This is a genomic window from Streptomyces sp. NPDC006372 (assembly GCF_040612515.1).
GTDB lineage: Bacteria > Actinomycetota > Actinomycetes > Streptomycetales > Streptomycetaceae > Streptomyces.
In genome coordinates this window covers 48,409-67,354 of sequence record NZ_JBEXQJ010000011.1, presented here as the reverse complement: position 1 = coordinate 67,354, position 18,946 = coordinate 48,409, and the positions used below count along the sequence as shown (strand labels likewise).

At 69.4% G+C, this 18,946-nt stretch carries 16 protein-coding genes, 1 tRNA gene and 1 pseudogene; 10 read left to right on the top strand and 8 right to left on the bottom strand.

The features are described 5' to 3' along the window. A partial coding sequence (locus ABZ016_RS18970; RefSeq protein WP_356917778.1) for a hypothetical protein occupies positions 1 to 198 on the bottom strand: 198 nt, incomplete at its 3' end. Positions 199 to 482: 284 nt separating this feature from the next. On the opposite strand from ABZ016_RS18970, the gene ABZ016_RS18965 reads away from it, so the two are divergent. The 4 genes and pseudogenes from ABZ016_RS18965 to ABZ016_RS18950 form a co-directional block, all read left to right on the top strand. Continuing rightward, positions 483 to 674 carry a hypothetical protein gene (locus ABZ016_RS18965; protein WP_356917777.1) on the top strand — a complete coding sequence of 64 codons (192 nt, stop codon included), beginning with the start codon at positions 483 to 485 and terminating at the stop codon, positions 672 to 674. Positions 675 to 832: 158 nt separating this feature from the next. Next, a complete protein-coding gene (locus ABZ016_RS18960; RefSeq protein ID WP_356917776.1) occupies positions 833 to 1,150 on the top strand; it encodes a hypothetical protein in 318 nt (105 codons plus the stop codon). Between the two features lie 798 nt (positions 1,151 to 1,948). Further along, the gene (locus ABZ016_RS18955; RefSeq protein ID WP_356917775.1) at positions 1,949 to 2,821 is read left to right on the top strand and encodes a hypothetical protein; all 873 of its coding nucleotides are present in this window, start codon (positions 1,949 to 1,951) and stop codon (positions 2,819 to 2,821) included. Between the two features lie 13 nt (positions 2,822 to 2,834). Then, positions 2,835 to 3,031: pseudogene (locus tag ABZ016_RS18950) on the top strand (transposase); the annotation flags it as partial. 291 nt (positions 3,032 to 3,322) lie between these two features. On the opposite strand, the gene ABZ016_RS18945 reads toward ABZ016_RS18950, so the two are convergent. From ABZ016_RS18945 to ABZ016_RS18930, 4 genes are all read right to left on the bottom strand, one after another. Beyond that, complete coding sequence (locus ABZ016_RS18945; RefSeq protein WP_356917774.1) at positions 3,323 to 3,919, bottom strand: hypothetical protein; 597 nt, start codon at positions 3,917 to 3,919, stop codon at positions 3,323 to 3,325. 98 nt (positions 3,920 to 4,017) lie between these two features. Further along, on the bottom strand, positions 4,018 to 4,431 hold the full coding sequence (locus tag ABZ016_RS18940; RefSeq protein ID WP_356917773.1) for a hypothetical protein: 414 nt from the start codon (positions 4,429 to 4,431) through the stop codon (positions 4,018 to 4,020). A 658-nt stretch (positions 4,432 to 5,089) separates the two neighbouring features. Further along, positions 5,090 to 5,176, bottom strand: a tRNA-Ser gene (locus ABZ016_RS18935). 63 nt (positions 5,177 to 5,239) lie between these two features. Then, positions 5,240 to 6,697, bottom strand: coding sequence for a trypsin-like peptidase domain-containing protein (locus ABZ016_RS18930; protein WP_356917772.1), 1,458 nt, complete (start codon positions 6,695 to 6,697; stop codon positions 5,240 to 5,242). Between the two features lie 304 nt (positions 6,698 to 7,001). Between ABZ016_RS18930 and ABZ016_RS18925 the strand changes: the two genes are divergently transcribed. The 3 genes from ABZ016_RS18925 (at position 7,002) to ABZ016_RS18915 (ending at position 9,691) form a co-directional block, all read left to right on the top strand. Then, positions 7,002 to 7,829: a glycerophosphodiester phosphodiesterase gene (locus ABZ016_RS18925; protein ID WP_356917771.1), complete on the top strand. Its 828-nt coding sequence runs from the start codon at positions 7,002 to 7,004 to the stop codon at positions 7,827 to 7,829. 147 nt (positions 7,830 to 7,976) lie between these two features. Then, the gene (locus ABZ016_RS18920; RefSeq protein ID WP_356917770.1) at positions 7,977 to 8,615 is read left to right on the top strand and encodes an ATP-binding protein; all 639 of its coding nucleotides are present in this window, start codon (positions 7,977 to 7,979) and stop codon (positions 8,613 to 8,615) included. 110 nt (positions 8,616 to 8,725) lie between these two features. Continuing rightward, the gene (locus ABZ016_RS18915) at positions 8,726 to 9,691 is read left to right on the top strand and encodes a DUF5926 family protein (RefSeq protein ID WP_356917769.1); all 966 of its coding nucleotides are present in this window, start codon (positions 8,726 to 8,728) and stop codon (positions 9,689 to 9,691) included. A gap of 242 nt (positions 9,692 to 9,933) precedes the next feature. Here the strand turns inward: ABZ016_RS18915 and ABZ016_RS18910 are convergent, their stop codons facing one another. Both ABZ016_RS18910 and ABZ016_RS18905 read right to left on the bottom strand, forming a co-directional pair. Next, positions 9,934 to 10,575, bottom strand: coding sequence for a hypothetical protein (locus tag ABZ016_RS18910; RefSeq protein ID WP_356917768.1), 642 nt, complete (start codon positions 10,573 to 10,575; stop codon positions 9,934 to 9,936). A 55-nt stretch (positions 10,576 to 10,630) separates the two neighbouring features. Then, the gene (locus tag ABZ016_RS18905) at positions 10,631 to 11,296 is read right to left on the bottom strand and encodes a bifunctional DNA primase/polymerase (protein ID WP_356917767.1); all 666 of its coding nucleotides are present in this window, start codon (positions 11,294 to 11,296) and stop codon (positions 10,631 to 10,633) included. Between the two features lie 504 nt (positions 11,297 to 11,800). Between ABZ016_RS18905 and ABZ016_RS18900 the strand changes: the two genes are divergently transcribed. Next, a complete protein-coding gene (locus tag ABZ016_RS18900; protein ID WP_356917766.1) occupies positions 11,801 to 13,315 on the top strand; it encodes a PP2C family protein-serine/threonine phosphatase in 1,515 nt (504 codons plus the stop codon). A 106-nt stretch (positions 13,316 to 13,421) separates the two neighbouring features. Beyond that, positions 13,422 to 14,885 (top strand): aminopeptidase P family protein, encoded by a 1,464-nt coding sequence (locus ABZ016_RS18895; RefSeq protein ID WP_356917765.1) that lies wholly within the window; start codon positions 13,422 to 13,424, stop codon positions 14,883 to 14,885. Here ABZ016_RS18895 and ABZ016_RS18890 read toward each other — a convergent pair. Continuing rightward, a complete protein-coding gene (locus tag ABZ016_RS18890; protein ID WP_356917877.1) occupies positions 14,875 to 15,738 on the bottom strand; it encodes a triphosphoribosyl-dephospho-CoA synthase in 864 nt (287 codons plus the stop codon). The two genes, ABZ016_RS18895 and ABZ016_RS18890, sit on opposite strands and share 11 nt — an antisense overlap. A gap of 178 nt (positions 15,739 to 15,916) precedes the next feature. Between ABZ016_RS18890 and ABZ016_RS18885 the strand changes: the two genes are divergently transcribed. Continuing rightward, positions 15,917 to 18,946, top strand: a complete 3,030-nt coding sequence (locus ABZ016_RS18885; RefSeq protein ID WP_356917764.1) for a glycine--tRNA ligase — start codon at positions 15,917 to 15,919, stop codon at positions 18,944 to 18,946.

Sequence of the window (18,946 nt, the reverse complement as noted above, 5' to 3'; positions counted from 1 at the left end):
GCCGCCGTAGCGGTTGCTGCCCTTGTCGTCGGCGTAGTCCTTGGAGCTGGTGTGCTCCGTGTACGCGGCGTGGTGGCCCGCATGGCTGCGCTCTGTGCAGTGCGAGGAGCCGTCAGCGGAGGCCACGCCGGCGGCCATGAACAGGACAGGGGCGGTGAGGGCGCCGGCTATGGCGACGCGGATGAGAGAACGCTTCACGGGGAGCGCTTCCTTTCGGTGAGTGCGGCCAGCCACTGTGGCGGCCTGCCGCACTCGACGTTGCCCCACGCGCCCTCATCAGGCACGGCGTGAGACGGCCACCGCGACCGGGCGACCCGTCATTACCGCTGGCCAGCGTGCCTGTTCCGGTGACAAACCCCGTGCTGCTGAACGGGTGACGCGTCTCCGCCGTAGCGAAGCAACCTCGCCTCCGGACGAAGCTGCTGAAGGACGGCCCGCCTGAGACGATGGCGCGGACCATCACACGAAAACGGGGGTCGGGCATGCTCGTGCTCATACTGTCGGTCGTCGCTCTGCTCATCATCGGCGGCTGCGTCTGTGTCTTCTGGGCGGCCCGGGGCGACGCCCCGCGCTGGGCACGCGGTGTGGCCAAGGCGACGCTGCTAGGCAGTGAACTGGCCCGCAGCGCCAGCCGGAATCCCCGCCACTCACAGCAGAGCGGCGGGGACGACTAGTCGAAGAATCCCAGCACGCTGCGAGGACGTGGCCGAGCGGCCTCGATCCTTGGCCGCAGGCCGGCCGCACGCACTGGTCCGAGGTGGGAAACGTGCGGGGCAGGATGCTCTCTCGGCCTGGTCCCAGTGCCGAGGAGACCAGCCGGTACGCTCCGGTCATGACGGCATCCCCGACGGCCTCCGAGGCAGTCCGCCCGACCGCGTTGTGGGGCGTCTCCCTGGCCTCGCTGGGCGTCTTCCTCGCCAGCTTGGCGTTTTGCTGGGTGAACGCGTACGTCGTGAATGACGACCTGCCGAACAGCTGTGGCGACTTGCGTCGGCAGAGCTTTCCGCCGGAGGTGGAATGCGCGTCAGCGGACGGCACGCTCACCGGTGCGAACTCTGGCTGGCTCGAGGCCCTGTTCTTCGCCTCGCTCGTGGTGTTCGTGCTGCTCGCGAGCATGGTGCCGGCGCTCGCGTCCGTCCGCAGGAAGTGACGCATACGGCCCAGGTCCCGTGCCCCAGCCGTGCCTGATCGAACGGGGAACACCGGGGAACGACGTGCACTCACCACAGCACGCAGCACGACGGGCCCCTGACCGATCTTCCTGGTCAGGGACCGTTCTCACTGCCAGCTACGCGGAGGCGGTGGGATTTTGAACCCACGGTGACATCGCTGCCACGACGGTCTTCAGGACCGTTCCCCTCCGGCCGCTCGGACAGCGTACCGGCATCAAACGACTCACAGGGGTCCTGGTCCACGCAGGGTCCACTGGCCTCACTCGTGGCAGAAGGTCATCGGCCTTCTGATCCGTAGGATCGGGCAGCTTCCCACGGAGCGTGCCGACGCCCCCAGACTCTGTTTGCTGACGTTGGCGAGGTTGCGTCTCTCTGTGCCGCCGTTCCTGTCAGGGCTGCCGTAACGAGAGGCACGAGACCAGTTCCTCCCCCTCGCAGCTTCTCACCCATCTGAGGTGTGCAGTTCAAGCCAGACAGGCCGGAAAAGGTTTCCAATAATTCCTACTAGTTGATGCCGCATACCCATTCTGCTAAAACAACCACCCTCTACTGGCAGAAGAGCACTCGGGGGACCCATGTCTGCCTCTCCGCCTCCCACGACACCACCCGCTCCTGGTTCTGAGCCCCTGCATCCTGCGGTACCTCCGCCGTTTGGCCCCGTTCCGGAACCCCATCAGCCCACGCCCGATCCCGCACCCCAGGACGGCGGGACTCAGGAGACGCCGTCTTGGAGACGATTCAACAAGGGTCTGGCGATCGTCACCGGCATCGGCGTCGTGGCCGGCTTGGTGTACGGGTTCATTTCGCTTCTACAGCAGGAACGCAACACTGACGCCACAGTAGATTCCGGCAAGGCGGCAACAGATGCCGAGAATCGAGAGAAACGAAAGGATGAAGAAGAGAAAAAAAAGGAGGCAGGGCCGCCAGTCGAGCAGGCACCTGGAGCACCCAATTTCTATGGCGTCCGCTTCGCATTCCCTGACAAGATTACGGACCTACAAGGCGGAGGGGAGGCCGGGTACGGAACACAAGAATACTCGGACTGGTTTGCAAGGAATCAGGCTGTTCGTGTCGGCATTGACGTGTACAGGGTTACTTTATCTCCGCTCCACGAGGGGACTGTGGTAATCCAAAATATGCGCATTTCGGACCGTAAGTGCGAACCGACACGGTACTCGGGAACTGCTGTTGTACCTCCACCTATCGGGGATGGCGGCGATGACGTCGAGCCGAAAACAGTTGGCTTCGATCTAACAGAGCCCGCTCCTCGGCCTAGGATTGTTGCTGGACGCGTTCCGCAACCCCGCCCCGGCGTGGAGGTCTGGAAACTCAAAGGTAACGCCTTCTCCGAGGGGGTTTACCTTGACGGAGGTGAGCAGGGTGACGCTCGCACCTTCGACCTGTTCTTCTTCGCGGGGGAGAGTGACTGCGAATTCAGAGTAGAAGTGAACATTACCAGCGGTACGGAGGATGCGTGGTATCCACTCAAGCTGGGAAAAAGGAGCAAGGTGGAGGTAGCGGGTCAGGCTAATCGCTATGAGTCTGTTGTGCTGCCACGAAGTGTCGACTACACAGATCCGGTCCAGAATGAGCTAAAAGGGCCTGGAAACCCGTTCGACATCCTCAAGATCGAGAAGGGCTCATTCTGATGTCCGATTCCGAATTCTAAGCATCCTGCGCGAGTTGAGCGTTCGGCCTGGTTGTGGGGACATCGCCGTGGATCGTGTCGGATGAGCTGTGGGATCGCCTGGAGCCGCTGCTGCCGCAGTGCGAACGGCGCTTCCGGTACCCGGGCCACAAGGCGTTACCAGACCGGGGAGGTGCTGTGCGGGATCCTGTATGTGTTGCACACCGGGATCCATCGCTTCTACGCCAAGGCCATCCACCGCAACCAAGGGCGAGCCAACCAGCAGATCCAACAGGCTCTCGACGCGATTGATGAGCGCCACGACGATTAGTAAAACGGCTCCTAGGAGCGCCGCTTGTGGAAACTGCTGGCGATTCCTGGGCGCTGAATGTCATGTCGGCCTTCACGGCATACCGTGAAGGCCGACATTGATGCTTAGTGGAGTCTTTCGTTTTCCCCACGAAGACGACCCGAAAGCGCAACCGACGCCTGAAGGCAGCATGGAAGCATGAGATTGGTCAGCCTACGAGCCTCGCCACCAGCGCCGGCGAGTACCACCCTCTTGCCGCTGCTCAGCCTTTCGACGCTGACGCTCTTGCGCCTTTCGAGCACGCTTGAGTTTCGATTCAACAAAGTATTCATCGTCGAGCTTGGGGTCTCGCTTGATCAGCTCAGTCGACGTTTCGAGATATGGGATTGCCTCTTCATAGCGATCTTCCCTGTAGAGGATCAGTCCGATTTCGATCGCTGCCTCTTTGTCGCCCGCGTCAAGGGCTTTCCGGTACCAACCGACAGCCTCGTCGACCAGTGGCGTCCGTTCGGAGGGGGAGTTAACGAGGTCTAAGCGATACTTCGCCAAGTAACCTAGACCATTGTATCCATCCACTTCGCCCAGCTCGGCAAGCCTCATGTACCACCGATGAGCCGTCTCCTTGCGCCTCATCCCATAGAGGCTCGCAAGCCTCTTCATAGCCTCGACATGTCCCGCCTCAGCCGCAGCGAGCAGAAATAACTCGGCCTCACCGTACTCCCGAGCTTGAAGCTTCATTTCGCCTTGCCTGTATAGGGACTCAGAGTCACCGGGAAGGCTTGAGTTAGTGCTGAAGTAGTTCTGAGTCAAATGGTTATGTTGATTTCCCGAACCTTGAACGAAAGCAACGCCCGATCCCTCAGCGTGGACGTCTTGTTGGATCTCCCTTGCAGACTCCCCCTCCGCACTCATTTCTGATCCACCTGATTATTCTGGACACCCGTGCCCTGGTTGAAAACAGTGCCACCCCCGGTCGCGCTCACATTCTGCGTGACAACACCGGGTGAGGCCTGCTTCTCACCGTAATCCTCGATGAGCGACCGGAGTTCGTCCAGGAGTGAGGGATCCCGCGTTAGGGCTCTCCGGAACCGGCCGAGCCATTCGGAAGAGATCTCCTCACGGGCCTCGTCGGTGGCCCCGGCATCCACGAGTTGCTGCTGGGACTCCTCAAGGTCCTCCGACACCTCGCCGGCGGCATCTGGACGCCTGGCCAGGACACGAGCGAAGCGATCACGTGCACTCGCCCATAAATCGCTCGTCATAGCGCCAATGAGTGCCTGCACGGCGGGTGTTGCCCACTGGGTCGCGTCAAGTCCGGCCACGAGGTCTCCTCTGGGGGATGAAACTGAGTTCCATGCGGGCGCAGAAGCCACCCACGGGGCAGTCTATGTCCGCCATTAGAGGTTTGCACCGTTAACTCGCCCTGACGTATGGGCTGTTCGTTGCAATAGCCTGCCTTCTTGGATCAAGGACTTGTAGCCCTGGTGTCTGCAGGTGTTGGCTTCTTGGGCTTGATCGATGGCGCGACTATCGACGACGCGGCGGCTTCGCGAGGGTCGCGTCTTGGGGGAGAGACGACGGCCCGGGCGACCAATAAGCAAGTACACGATCAAGCATCCATGGACCACAATCACTGGCTTTGCGGGCAACCCGAGCTGGGGCGTATCCTCCGCAGCCCCGCACCCTTAAGTGGTGGTCCGACACGGAGTGCACTCGTGTCACAGCGGTCCCGGCTCGTGCCGACGTCGGACCGGTAGCGCATACGCCGCTCGGCGGGCGGGTGTCCCCTCGCTGGGAATGTCGGCCTGCCTAAGTCGCAGGTCAATACAGGTGTGGCGGTCCGCGATTTGGTCCACGCCTGGTCCACACGCACTGACTCCACAACGCGACAGAGCCGGATCAAGGTGAGACAGGCTCCATGCAAAAGGGGCGCCTCTGATGAGAGACACCCCTTCTGACCTGCAAGGTCTATGACCTCGGCGGAGGCGGTGGGATTTGAACCCACGGTGACATCGCTGCCACGACGGTTTTCAAGACCGTTCCCTTCGGCCGCTCGGGCACACCTCCCCGCGCCTGCCGTGATCGGCGGCGCGGGGACAAGGGTAACGGGTCGGTGCGGGCGGTTGGGTGTCAGTTGTCGCCGACGCGGGAGCCCAGGGTGACGTCGACCGTCTGCTGCTTGCCGCCGCGCTCGTAGGTGATCGTGACCTTGTCGCCGGGCTTGTGGGTCCAGATCTCGCCGATCAGGGTGGGCCCGGAGTCGATCACCCGGTCGTCCAGCTTGGTGATGACGTCCCCGGGCTTGAGGCCCGCCTTGGCGGCCGGGCCGCCGGGCTCGACCGGTGCCGCGCCGCCCGCGCCCTGGTCGGTGATCTGCGCGCCCTTCGAGCTGTCGTCGAGGGAGACCGAGGCGCCGATCTTCGCGTACACCGGCTTGCCGGTCTTGATCAGCTCCTGGGCGACGTACTTGGCCTGGTTGATCGGGATGGCGAAGCCCAGGCCGATCGAGCCGGACTGGCCGGTGCCGAAGCCGCCGTTGCCGGTGGACTGGATCGCCGAGTTGATGCCGATGACGTTGCCCTGCGCGTCCAGCAGCGGGCCGCCGGAGTTGCCCGGGTTGATCGAGGCGTCGGTCTGCAGGGCGCTCATGTACGAGGCCTGGCTGCCGCTGCCGTCGCTGGAGGCGACCGGGCGGTTCTTGGCGCTGATGATGCCCGTCGTCACCGTGTCGGACAGGCCGAACGGGGCGCCGATCGCGATGGTCGAGTCGCCGACGGCCACCTTGTCCGAGTTGCCGAGGGTGAGCGGCTTCAGGTCGCCCGGGGCGTTCTTGAGTTTGACGACCGCCACGTCGTAGCCCTGCGCGTGGCCGACGACCTCGGCGTCGTACTTCTTGCCGTTCGGGAAGGTCGCGGTGAGTTTGCCGCCGTCCACCGCGTCCGCCACCACGTGGTTGTTGGTGACGATGTGGCCCTGCGTGTCGAAGACGAAGCCGGTGCCCGTGCCGCCCTCGCCGCTCGTGCTCTCGGCCTCGATCGTGACGGTGCTCGGCAGGGCCTTGGCGGCCACGCCCGCGACCGTGCCCGCGTCGCGCTTGACGTCGCCGCCGCTGGTGGAGGCGGAGACCGTGGTCGAGCCGGTGCTCTCGTCGTTGTTCTTCGCCAGCGTGTAGCCGAGGCCACCGCCCAGGCCGCCCGCGACCAGCGCGGCGATCAGGATCGCGGCGGCCAGACCCCCGCGCCTGCGTCCGGGCTTCGGGGCCGGCTGGTACGAGGAACCCCAGCCGCCCGGGCCCGCACCGGAGCCGCCGTCGCCGTACGACGGGCCGGCCGGCGGCGGGGGCGGGGGCCAGGACGGGTCGGGAGCGGAGGAGGAGACGCCGGGATGCGCGGCGTCACCGGGCGCACCCTGCCCGTGCGCGGGCTGCCCCTGGGAGCCCTGTCCGTACGGTCCCGGGCCCTGGGGGGCCTGTCCCTGAGGTGCCTGAGGCGCCTGCCCCTGGGGCGCCTGAGCAGCGGGAGCGTCCACCGGCACGGGGGGTGCGGACGGGGCAGGGGGTACCGCGGTGCCCTCGTTCTCGGTGCTCACAGCTTGTCTCCTCGATCCACGGCTGTTCTTGGGTCGCACTCGGTCACGCTCTTCACGCTGGTCGACGGTTCCGGCGCGATACAGCTGTGCTTGTCCCTCTGTATGCCGTCAGCTTTTTGTATGCCGTCAGCTTTTCCCACCGGCCGTCAGAGCACCATAAGCGGTGGCTGTGGGTCCGGGGCCATTCTTTATATAGGTCATTACCGGCTAAAAGGATGCAATCCCAATGCCTCCGTCCGGACCTGTGCATCCGTCGAGTCCGTCCGACCGGACGCGTACCCGCGCTCGGTGGCACCATGACGCGGTGACCCACGCACGGCAGCATGTCATCCAAGTCGTCGCCCACCGGGGGGCCTCCGAGGACGCCCCGGAGCACACCCTGGCCGCGTACACCAAGGCGATCGAGGACGGTGCGGACGCCCTCGAGTGCGATGTGCGCCTCACCGCCGACGGCCACCTGGTGTGCGTGCACGACCGCCGGATCAACCGTACGTCCAACGGCCGCGGCGCGGTCTCCGCCCTGGAGCTCGCCGACCTCGCCGCGCTGGACTTCGGCTCCTGGAAGACACGTGAGGCCTGGCGGGGACGCGACGAGGAACCCGACTGGGAGCACCGCCCGGAGGACCGCGAGGCCACCTCCGTCCTCACTCTGGAGCGGCTGCTCGAACTCGTCGCCGACGCCGGGCGCCGCGTGGAGCTGGCCGTCGAGACCAAGCACCCCACGCGCTGGGCGGGGCAGGTCGAGGACCGGCTGCTGGCGCTGCTGAAGCGGTTCGGCCTGGACGCCCCGGCCTCCGCCGAGGAGTCCCGGGTGCGGGTCATGAGCTTCTCGGCCCGCTCGCTGCACCGCGTGCGCGCCGCCTCACCGACGCTGCCGACGGTCTATCTGACACAGTTCGTCTCACCCCGGCTGCGCGACGGCCGGCTGCCCCCGGGCGTGGGGATCGCGGGCCCCTCCATCCGGATCGTGCGCAACCATCCCGCCCACATCGAGCGCCTGAAGCGAGCCGGCCACCAGGTGCACGTGTGGACCGTGAACGAGCCCGAGGACGTGGACCTCTGCGTCGGCCTGGGCGTCGACGCCATCATCACCAACCGCCCGCGCGCGGTACTGGACCAGCTCGGCCGCTGACCACACAAGCCCCATCAGACCCACGCACACCCCTTGACCCCACGCCACACCGAACGGGATCCTCGCGTCTCGGCCACACCGATGAAATCCGGCCACAGGATCACAGGGAGTGCTCCGGCGCGTTCGATCCGTGTTCGGTCGTGGTGAATGCGTCAAGGGACGTGGATTGGCCGGTTTCCGGTACAGGCCAATGGGGCATCCACACCGTGGCGTGGGGCAAAGGAGGTCTCGGGGGTGGCGTTGGTGGTGGCACAGGAGGTGCCCACGTCGTCGAGCATGGCCGTACCCCATGGCCCTGCGGGCGTGGGCGAAGCGCGACACCGTATGCGGACGCAGTTGCGCAGCGGTGGCGTCGCGGAATCGGTCATCGACGACGCCGTTCTGATCCTTTCCGAACTTTTGAGCAACGCGTGCAAGCACGGCAGACCCCTGGGTGACGCCCTCTCCGGCGACGGGGACGTCCGCGCCGCATGGTGTGTGGACCCGGCCGGCCGGCTCGTGGTCGAGGTCACGGACGGCGGCGGCCCGACCCGCCCCGCCCCGGCGACCCCGTCGGTCACGGCGCACGGCGGCCGCGGGCTGAACATCATCACCGCGCTGGCCGACGACTGGGGTGTCCGGGACGACATCCGCGGCGAGGTCACGGTGTGGGTCGTCGTCCACGACGACGTGCACGATCCGGACGCCTGCCACCGCCGCGACGACTTCGCGTCCCGCGTCGCCGCCCCTGCGGTCTCCCGGATACCCGGGCTGGACTTCGCGGACGCCTTCGACGACATGGACTGAGGGCCGTACGCGGCGAACAGCCGAGTGTTGTCCACAGGTTCCCGTCGCCCGAGGTCCGAACGGCTAGGCTCGCGACCGTACGAGACGAGCCGTAACCGGGAGACCCATCGATGGCCAAGAAGCGACCCCAGACGAAGGCCAAGCGCCCGCAGATCACGGACGGGGAGATCCCGGTTGTCGGCGCTCGCGAGCCCTGCCCCTGCGGCAGCGGCCGCCGCTACAAGGCGTGTCACGGCCGGGCCGCCGCGCACGCCGCGACCGAGCTGGTGCACCGCCCCTTCGAGGGACTGCCCGGCGAGTGCGACTGGGTGGCCCTGCGCGAACTGGTCCCGGCGGCCACGGTCGCGCTGCCCCTCAAGGGCGGCCTCCCCGAAGGAGTCCCGGCGGTCACGCTGGCCACGGTGCTGCCGATGGCCTGGCCCGCCCTGCGCCGCGACGACGGCTCGGTCCTGCTCGGTCTGCAGAACGACACCTCCTCGGGCGACATCAGCCGCGACCTCGCCGACACCCTCCAGCGCGCTCTGGAAGCGGACCCCGGCACGCCCGTCCAGGGCCGCCGCGCCCCGGCCGACGGTCCGCGGCTCCAGGACCTGCTCGACCCTGAGGGCGCCTTCGAGCCAGAAGTGCACAGCGGCTTCGAGTTCTGGGTCCCGGACCCGGAGAACGCCACCCCGGACGTGACCGCCTCCCTGGAGCGGGCCAACGCCGCGGCCATCCCGACCGTCAGGCTCCAGGGCGTGGACTCCGCCTACTGGTGCGAGACGCCGGAGAAGAACCATCTGCGGTGGGTCATGCCGCACGCGGAGGAGCAGCTCCTGGACGCCCTCGCGCGACTGCACGCCGCGGGCCGCTCCAGCCTCGGCGAGGGCACCCGGCTGGTGGGCTCCTTCCGCGCTCACGGGCTCACCGTGCCGGTCTGGGACCTGCCGAGCGGGGTCACGGCCGAGGACGTGGAGAAGCCGGCGGCGGAGTTCGCCGAGCGCCTCGCCGCGGCCCTGGCGACGGACGCGCCGCTCTCGGCGGACGAACGCCGCGCGCGGGGCGGTCTCACCAACCGGCAGGTCACGCTCAACTGACGAGCGGCCCCGGGGTCCGGCCGCCGGCCGGTCGGGCTCCGGGCCCCGGAACGGGTGACTCCCCTCACAACCCTCACAACTCCCGGCGGGGACAAGCCAGTCGGTGACTGGAAAGGGGAGATCGAATTTGCGAACAGCCGATCTCTTGTTACCGTTCCTGTAGCCCGGTTGCTGGTGCATCCCCCGTCGCCAGCAACCGGGTCTTTTCATGCGCGCATCCGTTCACGGGACGCGGCGGCTCCTCAACTACCTGTTCCCACAGGCGAGTTGCTTCCCGAGCGCAGCAGCAGCGGTCCTTCGCCCGCCCGCCGGGCGAACTCGGCGACCGCCGTGTAGGCCGCGAGCTCACCCCGTGCGGGCTCCCGGGGCGTCTCGCAGGTCCGCGGCTCGTCCTCCGCCCCCACCGCACACGTCATCCGCACGGTCCGGACTCCGGGACCCAGCAGGCTCAGTACGGCGTCCAGCGCCTCGCCGGTCGCATTGCGGTAGTAGGTCCGCGCCCAGGTGTCGGCACCCTGCGTCACGACACACGTCTGCGCCTCGATGCCGTCGGGGGAGGAGAGTTCGGGACCGCAGCGCACCGCGGTCGCCAGGCCCTGGCCGAGTGTGGGCAGGCCGGTGACGGCGGCTGGCGCCTTGCCGTCGGCGGGTGACGGGGAGGGCCGGGAGGGACGTTCGCCCTCACGAACGGAACGGGACACGGGGCCGCCGTCCGCCACGACCTCGTCGGCCGGCCCCTCGGAGTGCACCCGGCTCCCTGAATTCACGGACCCGGACGCCACCGCCAGCGGCAGTGCGATCGCGCACATCACCACGGTGCCCGCGAGGGCGATCAGACGGACCTTTCGGGGGTCCCGGGAACAACCCCGGGCATGACGCGGCATGGCCCCGGAACATAACGCGCCGCGGCGGAAGCCGGGCTCGGCGCGCCCTACCGCGCTAGAACTCGGGCGCGCTCACACCCGTACGAGTGAGAGCCTCGACCACGGCGTCCACCACGGCCTCGACATCGGGTACCCACGGCGAGGCGGAGCCGGGCAGCGGCGCCCGCTCCCAGCGGATCTCGCCCTGGCCCGCCTCGGACGGGGGCAGGGCCAGGTAGCCGCCCTCCCCGTGGAAGCGGAGGGAGCCGGGCACGAAGTCCTTGGCGTACAGCAGCTCGCCGAGCTGTTCCATGGAGTACGGCTTCACGAGGATCGCCCAGCGGGTGGGGGAGGCCACGACCGGGCCGAGCCTCATGCCCGTGCGGTCGAGCGCTTCGAGGGCACGGGCGGCCGGCAGGGCGGGCAGCGAGACCGCGCAGGGGGCCTTGCCGCCGGTGGCCAGGACGATCGGCGCCGCGGGCCGGTTGCCCCACCACCAGCGCAGCATGCGCTCGTCGGTGGTGGCCGCGAGGAGGCCGGGGTCGAAGGGGTGCGCACCGGGCACGGTGCACTCCGGGTCGGGGCAGGCGCAACGGCCTGTCCCCTGCGGGTCCGCCGCCACTCCCGGGAGTACGGGCCACTGCCATTGCGTCGCGTAGGTCAGGGCCGCGCCGATCAGCTCAGGCGCCCCGTCGCCGCGCTGGGACAGGAGCCTGCGTCGCCTTCCGAGGATCTCGCGCATGAGCGCTCGTTCCTTTCCGTTGCACGCCTGGCAACACCGTGGGCCACATCACACCATGTGTCGATCACTTCACTGTGCGTACCTGTTGGCGCATCACACCCCTGCTGGAAGCACGGGGAACCCCTATGGGTCGAGCATCTGGCTGCCTCCGCGGCCGTCCCGCCCATACTGCGTCTGTCAAAAGCACGGGCGTGGCGTAGGGGTGGCGAAGTATGGCGTTTGCCGTCGCGCGTATTTCTCTCCGCCTCCGCCACGGGAGGATGGGGCACGGTCGTCGGTGGATAGGACGCCCGGGTCCGTCACCAGGTTCCGGGTGGTTCCCAACCACCCCTGGCCTTCACCGAGTACGTACCCATCACGACCGTCGTGACGCTCCGTCGAGCAAGCCCAGTCGACCGCAATAAGGCGTCCACTGCGGCAGTTTTAAGCCAACTTTGCTTTTACGCAAGAGGAAGGAGCATTCCCCCCTCGGGCCCCTCGGACACCAGGAATCCCAGCAGGACAATGCTGGACATCCCCTCACGAGTGCGTGTACATGTGGAGACACTGCTAGCGGCGCAGAATGACATGGGGGTTTGCGATGCTTTTGAGCAGTACGCACCGGTCGGAAAGCCGGATGCCATGAACGCCCCGCACCCTCCGAAAGTGGCTGGAATCGATTCAACGGTTCCGTCGCCCGCGCACACTGTCGCGCCCGTCGCGGCGACTTCCTCCCCGACCGCCCCGCCACCTCCCGCCGCCCCGCCCGGTGCCGTGCTCCAGGACCGTCTCGCCGGCTGGGTCTCCGACCTCACCACCCTCCACGAGCTCACCGAACGCCTGGCCCGCACGACCGGGCTCGACGAGGCGCTCCAGGAACTGCTGCGGGCCGGCGCCGCCCTGGTGGGCACCCGGCGCGGCCTCGTCGTCCTCGAACCCGGCGACGGTTGCGGCCCGGACGCCACCATCGGTCTGGGCCTGGCGCGCGCCGATCTCGGCCACATCGAGACCGTGCCCCGCAGCGCCCTGTCCTACGGCCGGATCCTCGACGGACTGCCCGGCGGCGAGGACGGCATCGCCGAGCCCGACCTGTTCGCCGAGGAGGGGCTCGATCCCCGCCACCGCCAGGTCGCGGCCCGTCTCGGTTACTCCGCCAGCTACGCCCTGCCCCTGTCCACCGAGACCGCCGGCCGCCTCGGTGCCGCCGTCTGGCTCTACGACGAACCCGCCGAGCCGAGTGAACGCCAGCGGCACCTCGTCGGCCTGTACGCCCGGTACGCCGCCGAGCACCTCGCGCGGCTCCTCGAACTGGAACGCACGCGCACGTCCATGGCGACCATGTCGGACGAGCTGCTGCCCGCGCGGCTGCCGCGCGTGGCGGGCGTCCAGCTCGCGGCCCGGCATCGCACCGGCCCGCGCGGCGGCGGGGACTGGTACGACGCGCTGCCGCTTCCCGACGCCGCGCTCGGCCTCGCCGTCGGGTCCGTCACCGGGTCGGGACCCAGCGCGGTCGCCGCGATGGGGCGGCTGCGGGCGTCGCTGCGCGCGTACGCCGTGATGGAGGGGGAGGACCCGGTCGCCGTCCTGTCGGACCTGGAGCTGCTGCTGCGGCTGACCGAGCCGGCCCGCTCGGCCACCGCCCTGTTCGGCTACTGCGAACCGGCCGCCCGCAAGATCACGCTGGCCGGGGCGGGGCACAGTCCGCCGCTGCTGATCGGGGAGCGCCGCACCGAGTTCGTGGAGACGTCGGTCTCCGCCCCGCTGGGCATGCTCGCCTGCTGGGAGGCGCCGAGCGTGGAGATCCTCGCCGACCGTGGAGAGACGGTTCTGCTGTACACCGACGGGCTGTTGCACCGCACCGGCGAGAGCACCGACCGCGCCTTCGCCCGGCTGCACGCCGCGGCCGCCGGAGTTCCCCGGGCGCTGCGCCGCGACCCCGGCGCGATCGCCGACCACGTCCTGCGCAGCGTGCTGCCGGACGGGCTGGACGCGGCCGGCGGTGCGGAGGACGTCGTGCTGCTGGCGGTGCGTTTCGATTGACATGCTCCTCGCCCTGAAGGGCATCCCCCGTCACCCCTCGTCATCGGCCTGAGACCGTTTCCGCGCCGCCGTACAGTGGAGGCGGTCCAGCGCCGTATCGAGGAGGATGACCGTGGCGGAGGAGCTCACACCGGCGACCCCGGACGAGAGCGAAGAGCCCATCAAGCAGCGGAAGAACGGACTGTACCCCGGCGTGTCCGACGAGCTTGCCGAGAACATGAAGAGCGGCTGGGCCGACACCGAGCTGCGTGACCTCGAGCCCATCGCCCAGGCCGCCCAGACCGCAGCCCGCCGGGCCGCGCTGTCCGCGCGCTTCCCCGGCGAGCGGCTGGTGATCCCCGCGGGCAACCTGAAGACCCGCTCCAACGACACCGAGTACGCCTTCCGGGCCTCCGTCGAGTACGCCTACCTCACCGGCAACCAGACCGAGGACGGCGTCCTGGTCCTGGAGCCCACGAGCGAGGGTCACGAGGCGACGATCTACCTCCTGCCGCGGTCCGACCGCGAGAACGGTGAGTTCTGGCTGGACGGCCAGGGTGAGCTGTGGGTCGGCCGCCGCCACTCCCTCACCGAGGCCGAGCAGCTGTACGGCATCCCCGCCTCCGACGTGCGCGAGCTGGCCGGGGCCCTGCGCGAGGCCACCGGCCCGGCGCGCGTCGTGCGCGGGTACGACGCCGGCATCGAGGCCGCGCTGACCGACAAGGTCACCGCCGAGCGGGACGAGGAACTGCGGGTCTTCCTCTCCGAGGCGCGGCTGGTCAAGGACGACTTCGAGGTCGGCGAGCTGCAGAAGGCGGTCGACTCGACCGTGCGCGGCTTCGAGGACGTGGTGAAGGTCCTCGACAAGGCCCGGGCGACCTCCGAGCGGTACATCGAGGGCACGTTCTTCCTCCGCGCGCGCGTGGAGGGCAACGACGTCGGCTACGGCACGATCGCCGCGGCCGGGCCGCACGCCTGCACGCTGCACTGGGTGCGCAACGACGGGCCCGTGCGCTCGGGCGATCTGCTGCTGCTCGACGCGGGTGTGGAGACGCACACCTACTACACGGCCGACGTCACGCGCACGCTGCCGGTCAACGGCCGGTTCAGCGAGCTCCAGCGGAAGATCTACGACGCGGTGTACGAGGCCCAGGAGGCGGGCATCGCGGCGGTGAAGCCCGGGGCGAAGTACCGGGACTTCCACGACGCCGCGCAGCGGGTGCTCGCCGAGAAGCTCGTCGAGTGGGGGCTCGTCGAGGGGCCGGTGGAGCGGGTGCTGGAGCTGGGGCTCCAGCGGCGGTGGACGCTGCACGGGACCGGGCACATGCTGGGCATGGACGTGCACGACTGCGCTGCCGCGCGGACCGAGACGTACGTCGACGGCGTGCTGGAGCCGGGCATGTGTCTGACCGTCGAGCCCGGGTTGTACTTCCAGGCCGACGATCTGACCGTGCCGGAGGAGTACCGGGGCATCGGTGTGCGGATCGAGGACGACATCCTCGTGACCGAGGGTGGCAACCGGAATCTGAGTGCCGCGTTGCCCCGACGGTCGGACGAGGTCGAGGCGTGGATGGACGCCGTCAAGCGCTGAGTCCCCGGTGCGGGTCGCCTGTGGTCGATCGCGCAGTTCCCCGCGCCCCCAGGGCGTCCAGGAACAGCGCGCCCGAAAGCAGGGGCCCGCTGCCCCGGGGTGCCCAGGCGCGTGTGCGGAGGTCCGCGTCCAGGGCTCTCAGCGCCGTCGCGCCCGGGTCCGCCGCCGTTCCGCCCGCCTCCAGGACACCGCGCGCCGCCGCCTGCACATGACGTAGGCCCTTGGGCCCCGCCGTGTACAGCAGTTCCGTGTCCTGGAGTGTGGACATCACCGTGAGCAGGGCGTCCAGGCGGGCCTGGGGTTCGGTGGCGCCCCGTGCGCGGGCGGTCGTGAGGGTGGTCAGGGCGCGGCGGACATGCGGGAAACCCGCCTTGGCCTCGCCCCGCGCGCCGGCCGCGCCGTAGCGGGCCGACACCGTGGAGCCGCGTGAGGGGCGGCGGGGGGCGCGGCGGTCCGGGTGGGCGGCGAGTTGTCTGGCCAGGGCCGTGGTGTCCGTCGGCTCGGCTCCCGGGTGGAGTGCCGCTGCCGCCACGAGCAGGCCCAGTGTCCACAGGGCACCTCGGTGGCCGCCGCCAGCGAGGCCCACCGTGTGTTCCGTCGAGCGTCCGATCGCGCCCAGTTCCGTCCGGAGCCGGGCACTGGGCTCGCCCGTGCGGCGGGCCGCGGCGGCCATCGCCGTGAGACCGGGGAGCAGCGCCCTGGCCGACCAGCGCAGGGCACTGTGGTCCCGGCGGGTGGCCCGGGCGGTCAGGTCACGCGGGTCGGGCAGGCCCGGCTTGGGCGCCAAAGCCAGTTGACCGACCAGCGCGTCGACCGCGGCCTGTGCCAGTGCCTGGTCCTCACGGTTGTTCAATGCCGCCACCCCCACTGCCCGGCCTTGGGTTCCCGTCATGAACGGGGAATCTAGGGGCTTCGCCCGTCAGGCGCGTGGGGCTGGGCTGAGAGACTGCTGTGAACTGACCGCAAGCATCCGGCCAGGGGTCAAAAAACCGCAGGTCAGCGCTAGTTGACGTATGAGATCATGGCGCACCTTGCCGAGCCGACTCCGGGAACAGGCGACGATCACCATGAAGAACGTCCAGACGGCGCTCACCATGCAGGACGCCATCCTCACCCTGCAGAAGTACTGGAGCGACAACGGCTGCATGATCACGCAGCCGTTGAACACGGAGGTCGGAGCCGGTACGGCCAACCCGGCCACGGCCCTGCGGGTGCTCGGTCCCGAGCCGTGGAGCGTGGCCTACGTGGAGCCGAGCGTGCGGCCGGACGACTCGCGCTACGGCGAGAACCCCAACCGGCTCCAGACCCACACCCAGTTCCAGGTCATCCTCAAGCCCGACCCGGGCAACCCGCAGGAGCTGTACCTGGGCAGCCTGCGGGCGCTCGGTGTCGACCTGAACGCGCACGACGTGCGGTTCGTCGAGGACAACTGGGCCTCTCCCGCGCTCGGCGCCTGGGGGCTGGGCTGGGAGGTCTGGCTGGACGGCATGGAGATCACCCAGTTCACCTACTTCCAGCAGGTCGGCGGCGTCGCCCTGGACCCGGTGTCGGTGGAGATCACGTACGGCCTCGAACGCATCCTGATGAACCTTCAGGGCGTGTCGCACTTCAAGGACATCGTCTACGCGCCGGGCATCACCTACGGGGAGGTGTTCGGGCAGAACGAGTACGAGATGAGCCGCTACTACCTCGACGACGCCGATCTCGACACCAACCACCGGCTCTTCGAGTCGTACGCGGCCGAGGCCCGGCGCCTTCTCGATCTGGAGCTGCCGGTCCCCGCGTACATGTACGTCCTCAAGTGCAGCCACACCTTCAACGTGCTCGACGCGCGCGGCGCGATCAGCACCACCGAGCGGGCCAAGGCGTTCTCGCTGATGCGCGGTCTGACGCACGAGACGGCCACGTTGTGGGAGCGGCGGCGGGCCGCGCTGGAGCATCCGCTGGGGGTGGCGGCCGCGCCGGCCCCGGCACAGCGCGCCCCGCTGCCCAAGGTGCCCGGCGTCGAGACGCTGTTGTTCGAGATAGGCGTGGAGGAACTGCCGTACGCCGACGTCCCCGCCACCACCGAGGCGGTGCGCGAGTCGGTCACCGCCAAGCTGGCCGACACCCGGCTGGGGCACGGCGCGATCACCGTGATGGCCACGCCGCGCCGGATCGTGATCACGGTCGACACCGTGCAGCCGCGCGAGCGGGACACCGTGCGGACCGTGCGCGGCCCCAAGGTCGCCGCGGCCTACAAGGACGGCGCTCCCACCGCCGCGCTGCTGGGCTTCGCCCGCAGTCAGGGCGCCGACCCGGCGGATGTGCGGGTCGTCGACGTGAAGGGCGTCGAGTACGTCTCGGTCACCCGGCACGAGGAGGGGCGCCCGGCCGTCGAGGTGCTCAGCGATCTGCTGGCCGAGGTCGTGTCCGGGCTGCGGGCCGGCCGCAACATGCGGTGGAGCGACCCGGGTCTGTCGTTCTCGCGTCCCGTGCGCTGGCTGCTCGCGCTGCTCGGCCGCACTCCCCTGCCGGTGGTGGTCTCCTCGCTGACCGCGGGCGACACGACGCGCGTGCACCGCCAGGCCCCCTACCCGGAGGTCCGGGTGACCGCCGCCGAGGGCTACCCGCACTTCCTGCACATGCACGGCATCCTGCTCGACCGGGACGCCCGGCGCGGCGCGGTGGTGCGCGGCGCACTGGAGGCGGCGGCCGAGGTGGGCGGGCGGATCGACGTGGAGGACCAGGCCGGTCTGATCGACGAGATCACCGACATCCTGGAGTTCCCGTACGCGGTCCGGGGGTCGTTCGACGAGCGCTATCTGGAGCTGCCCGCGAGCGTCCTGACCACCGTCATGCGCAAGCACCAGCGCTATCTGCCGGTGCTGGACGGCGAGCGCCTCATGCCGCACTTCGTCACCTTCGCCAACGCCCTGTGCGACGACGACGTGGTGCGGGCGGGCAACGAGGCGGTGCTGCGGGCCCGTTACGAGGACGCCGCGTTCTTCTGGCGGGCCGACCTCAAGGTGCCGCCGGCCGAGTTCCGCCGGCGGCTGGACAAGCTGACCTTCGAGGACCGGCTCGGTACGGTCGCCGACCGCGCCGAGCGCATCGCCGTCCTCGCCCTCGACCTGACCCGGCGCGCCGGGCTCGCCGAGGAGACGGCGGCTGTCGTCCGGCGTGCCGGGGCGCTGGCGAAGTTCGACCTGGCCTCGCAGATGGTCATCGAGTTCTCCGGCCTCGCCGGGGTGATGGCCGAGGAGTACGCCCGACGGGCGGGTGAGTCGCCGGAGGTCGCCCGGGCCCTCGCCGAGATGGAGCTGCCCCGCTCCGCCGGTGGCGCGCTGCCGACCGGGGACGCGGGGGCCGTGATGTCGCTCGCCGACCGGTTCGACCTGGTGACCGGCATGTTCCTGATCGGCGCCGAGCCGACCGGCAGCTCCGATCCGTACGGGGTGCGGCGGGCCGCGATCGGACTGCTCAACGTGCTGCGCACCGCGCCCGGAGTGGCGGGGCTCCGGGTGAGCGACGGCTTGCGCGCGGCGGCCGTACGGTACGCCGCGCAGGGCGTCGAGGTCCCCGCCGAACGGGTGGCCGCGGCCGCCGAGCTGGTCACCCGGCGCTACGAGCAGCAGCTCACGGACGCCGGGCACGAGCATCGGCTGGTGCAGGCCGTCCTGGGGTGGGCCGACCGGCCCGCCCACGGGGATCGCACGCTGGCCACGCTGGAGCGGCACATCGGCACGGACGCCTTCGAGGCCCTTGCCGCCGCGTTCCAGCGGGTGGTGCGCATCCTCCCCGAAGGGGGCGTCGAGGCGGCGGACCCGTCCCTGCTGACCGCGCCCGCCGAGCTGCGTCTCGCCGAGAGCGCGGCGGCCGTGCGTGAGGCGCTGCAGGGCCGGGAGGACGACCTCGGCGCACTGATCGAGGTCTCCGGCCCGCTGGTCGAGGCGATCGGCGTCTTCTTCGACGAGGTGCTGGTGATGGACCCCGAGCCGTCGGTCCGCGCGGCCCGGCTGGCGCTGCTCACGGAGGTGGCGGGGCTGGCGCGTACGACGCTGGACTGGAGCGCTCTGTAA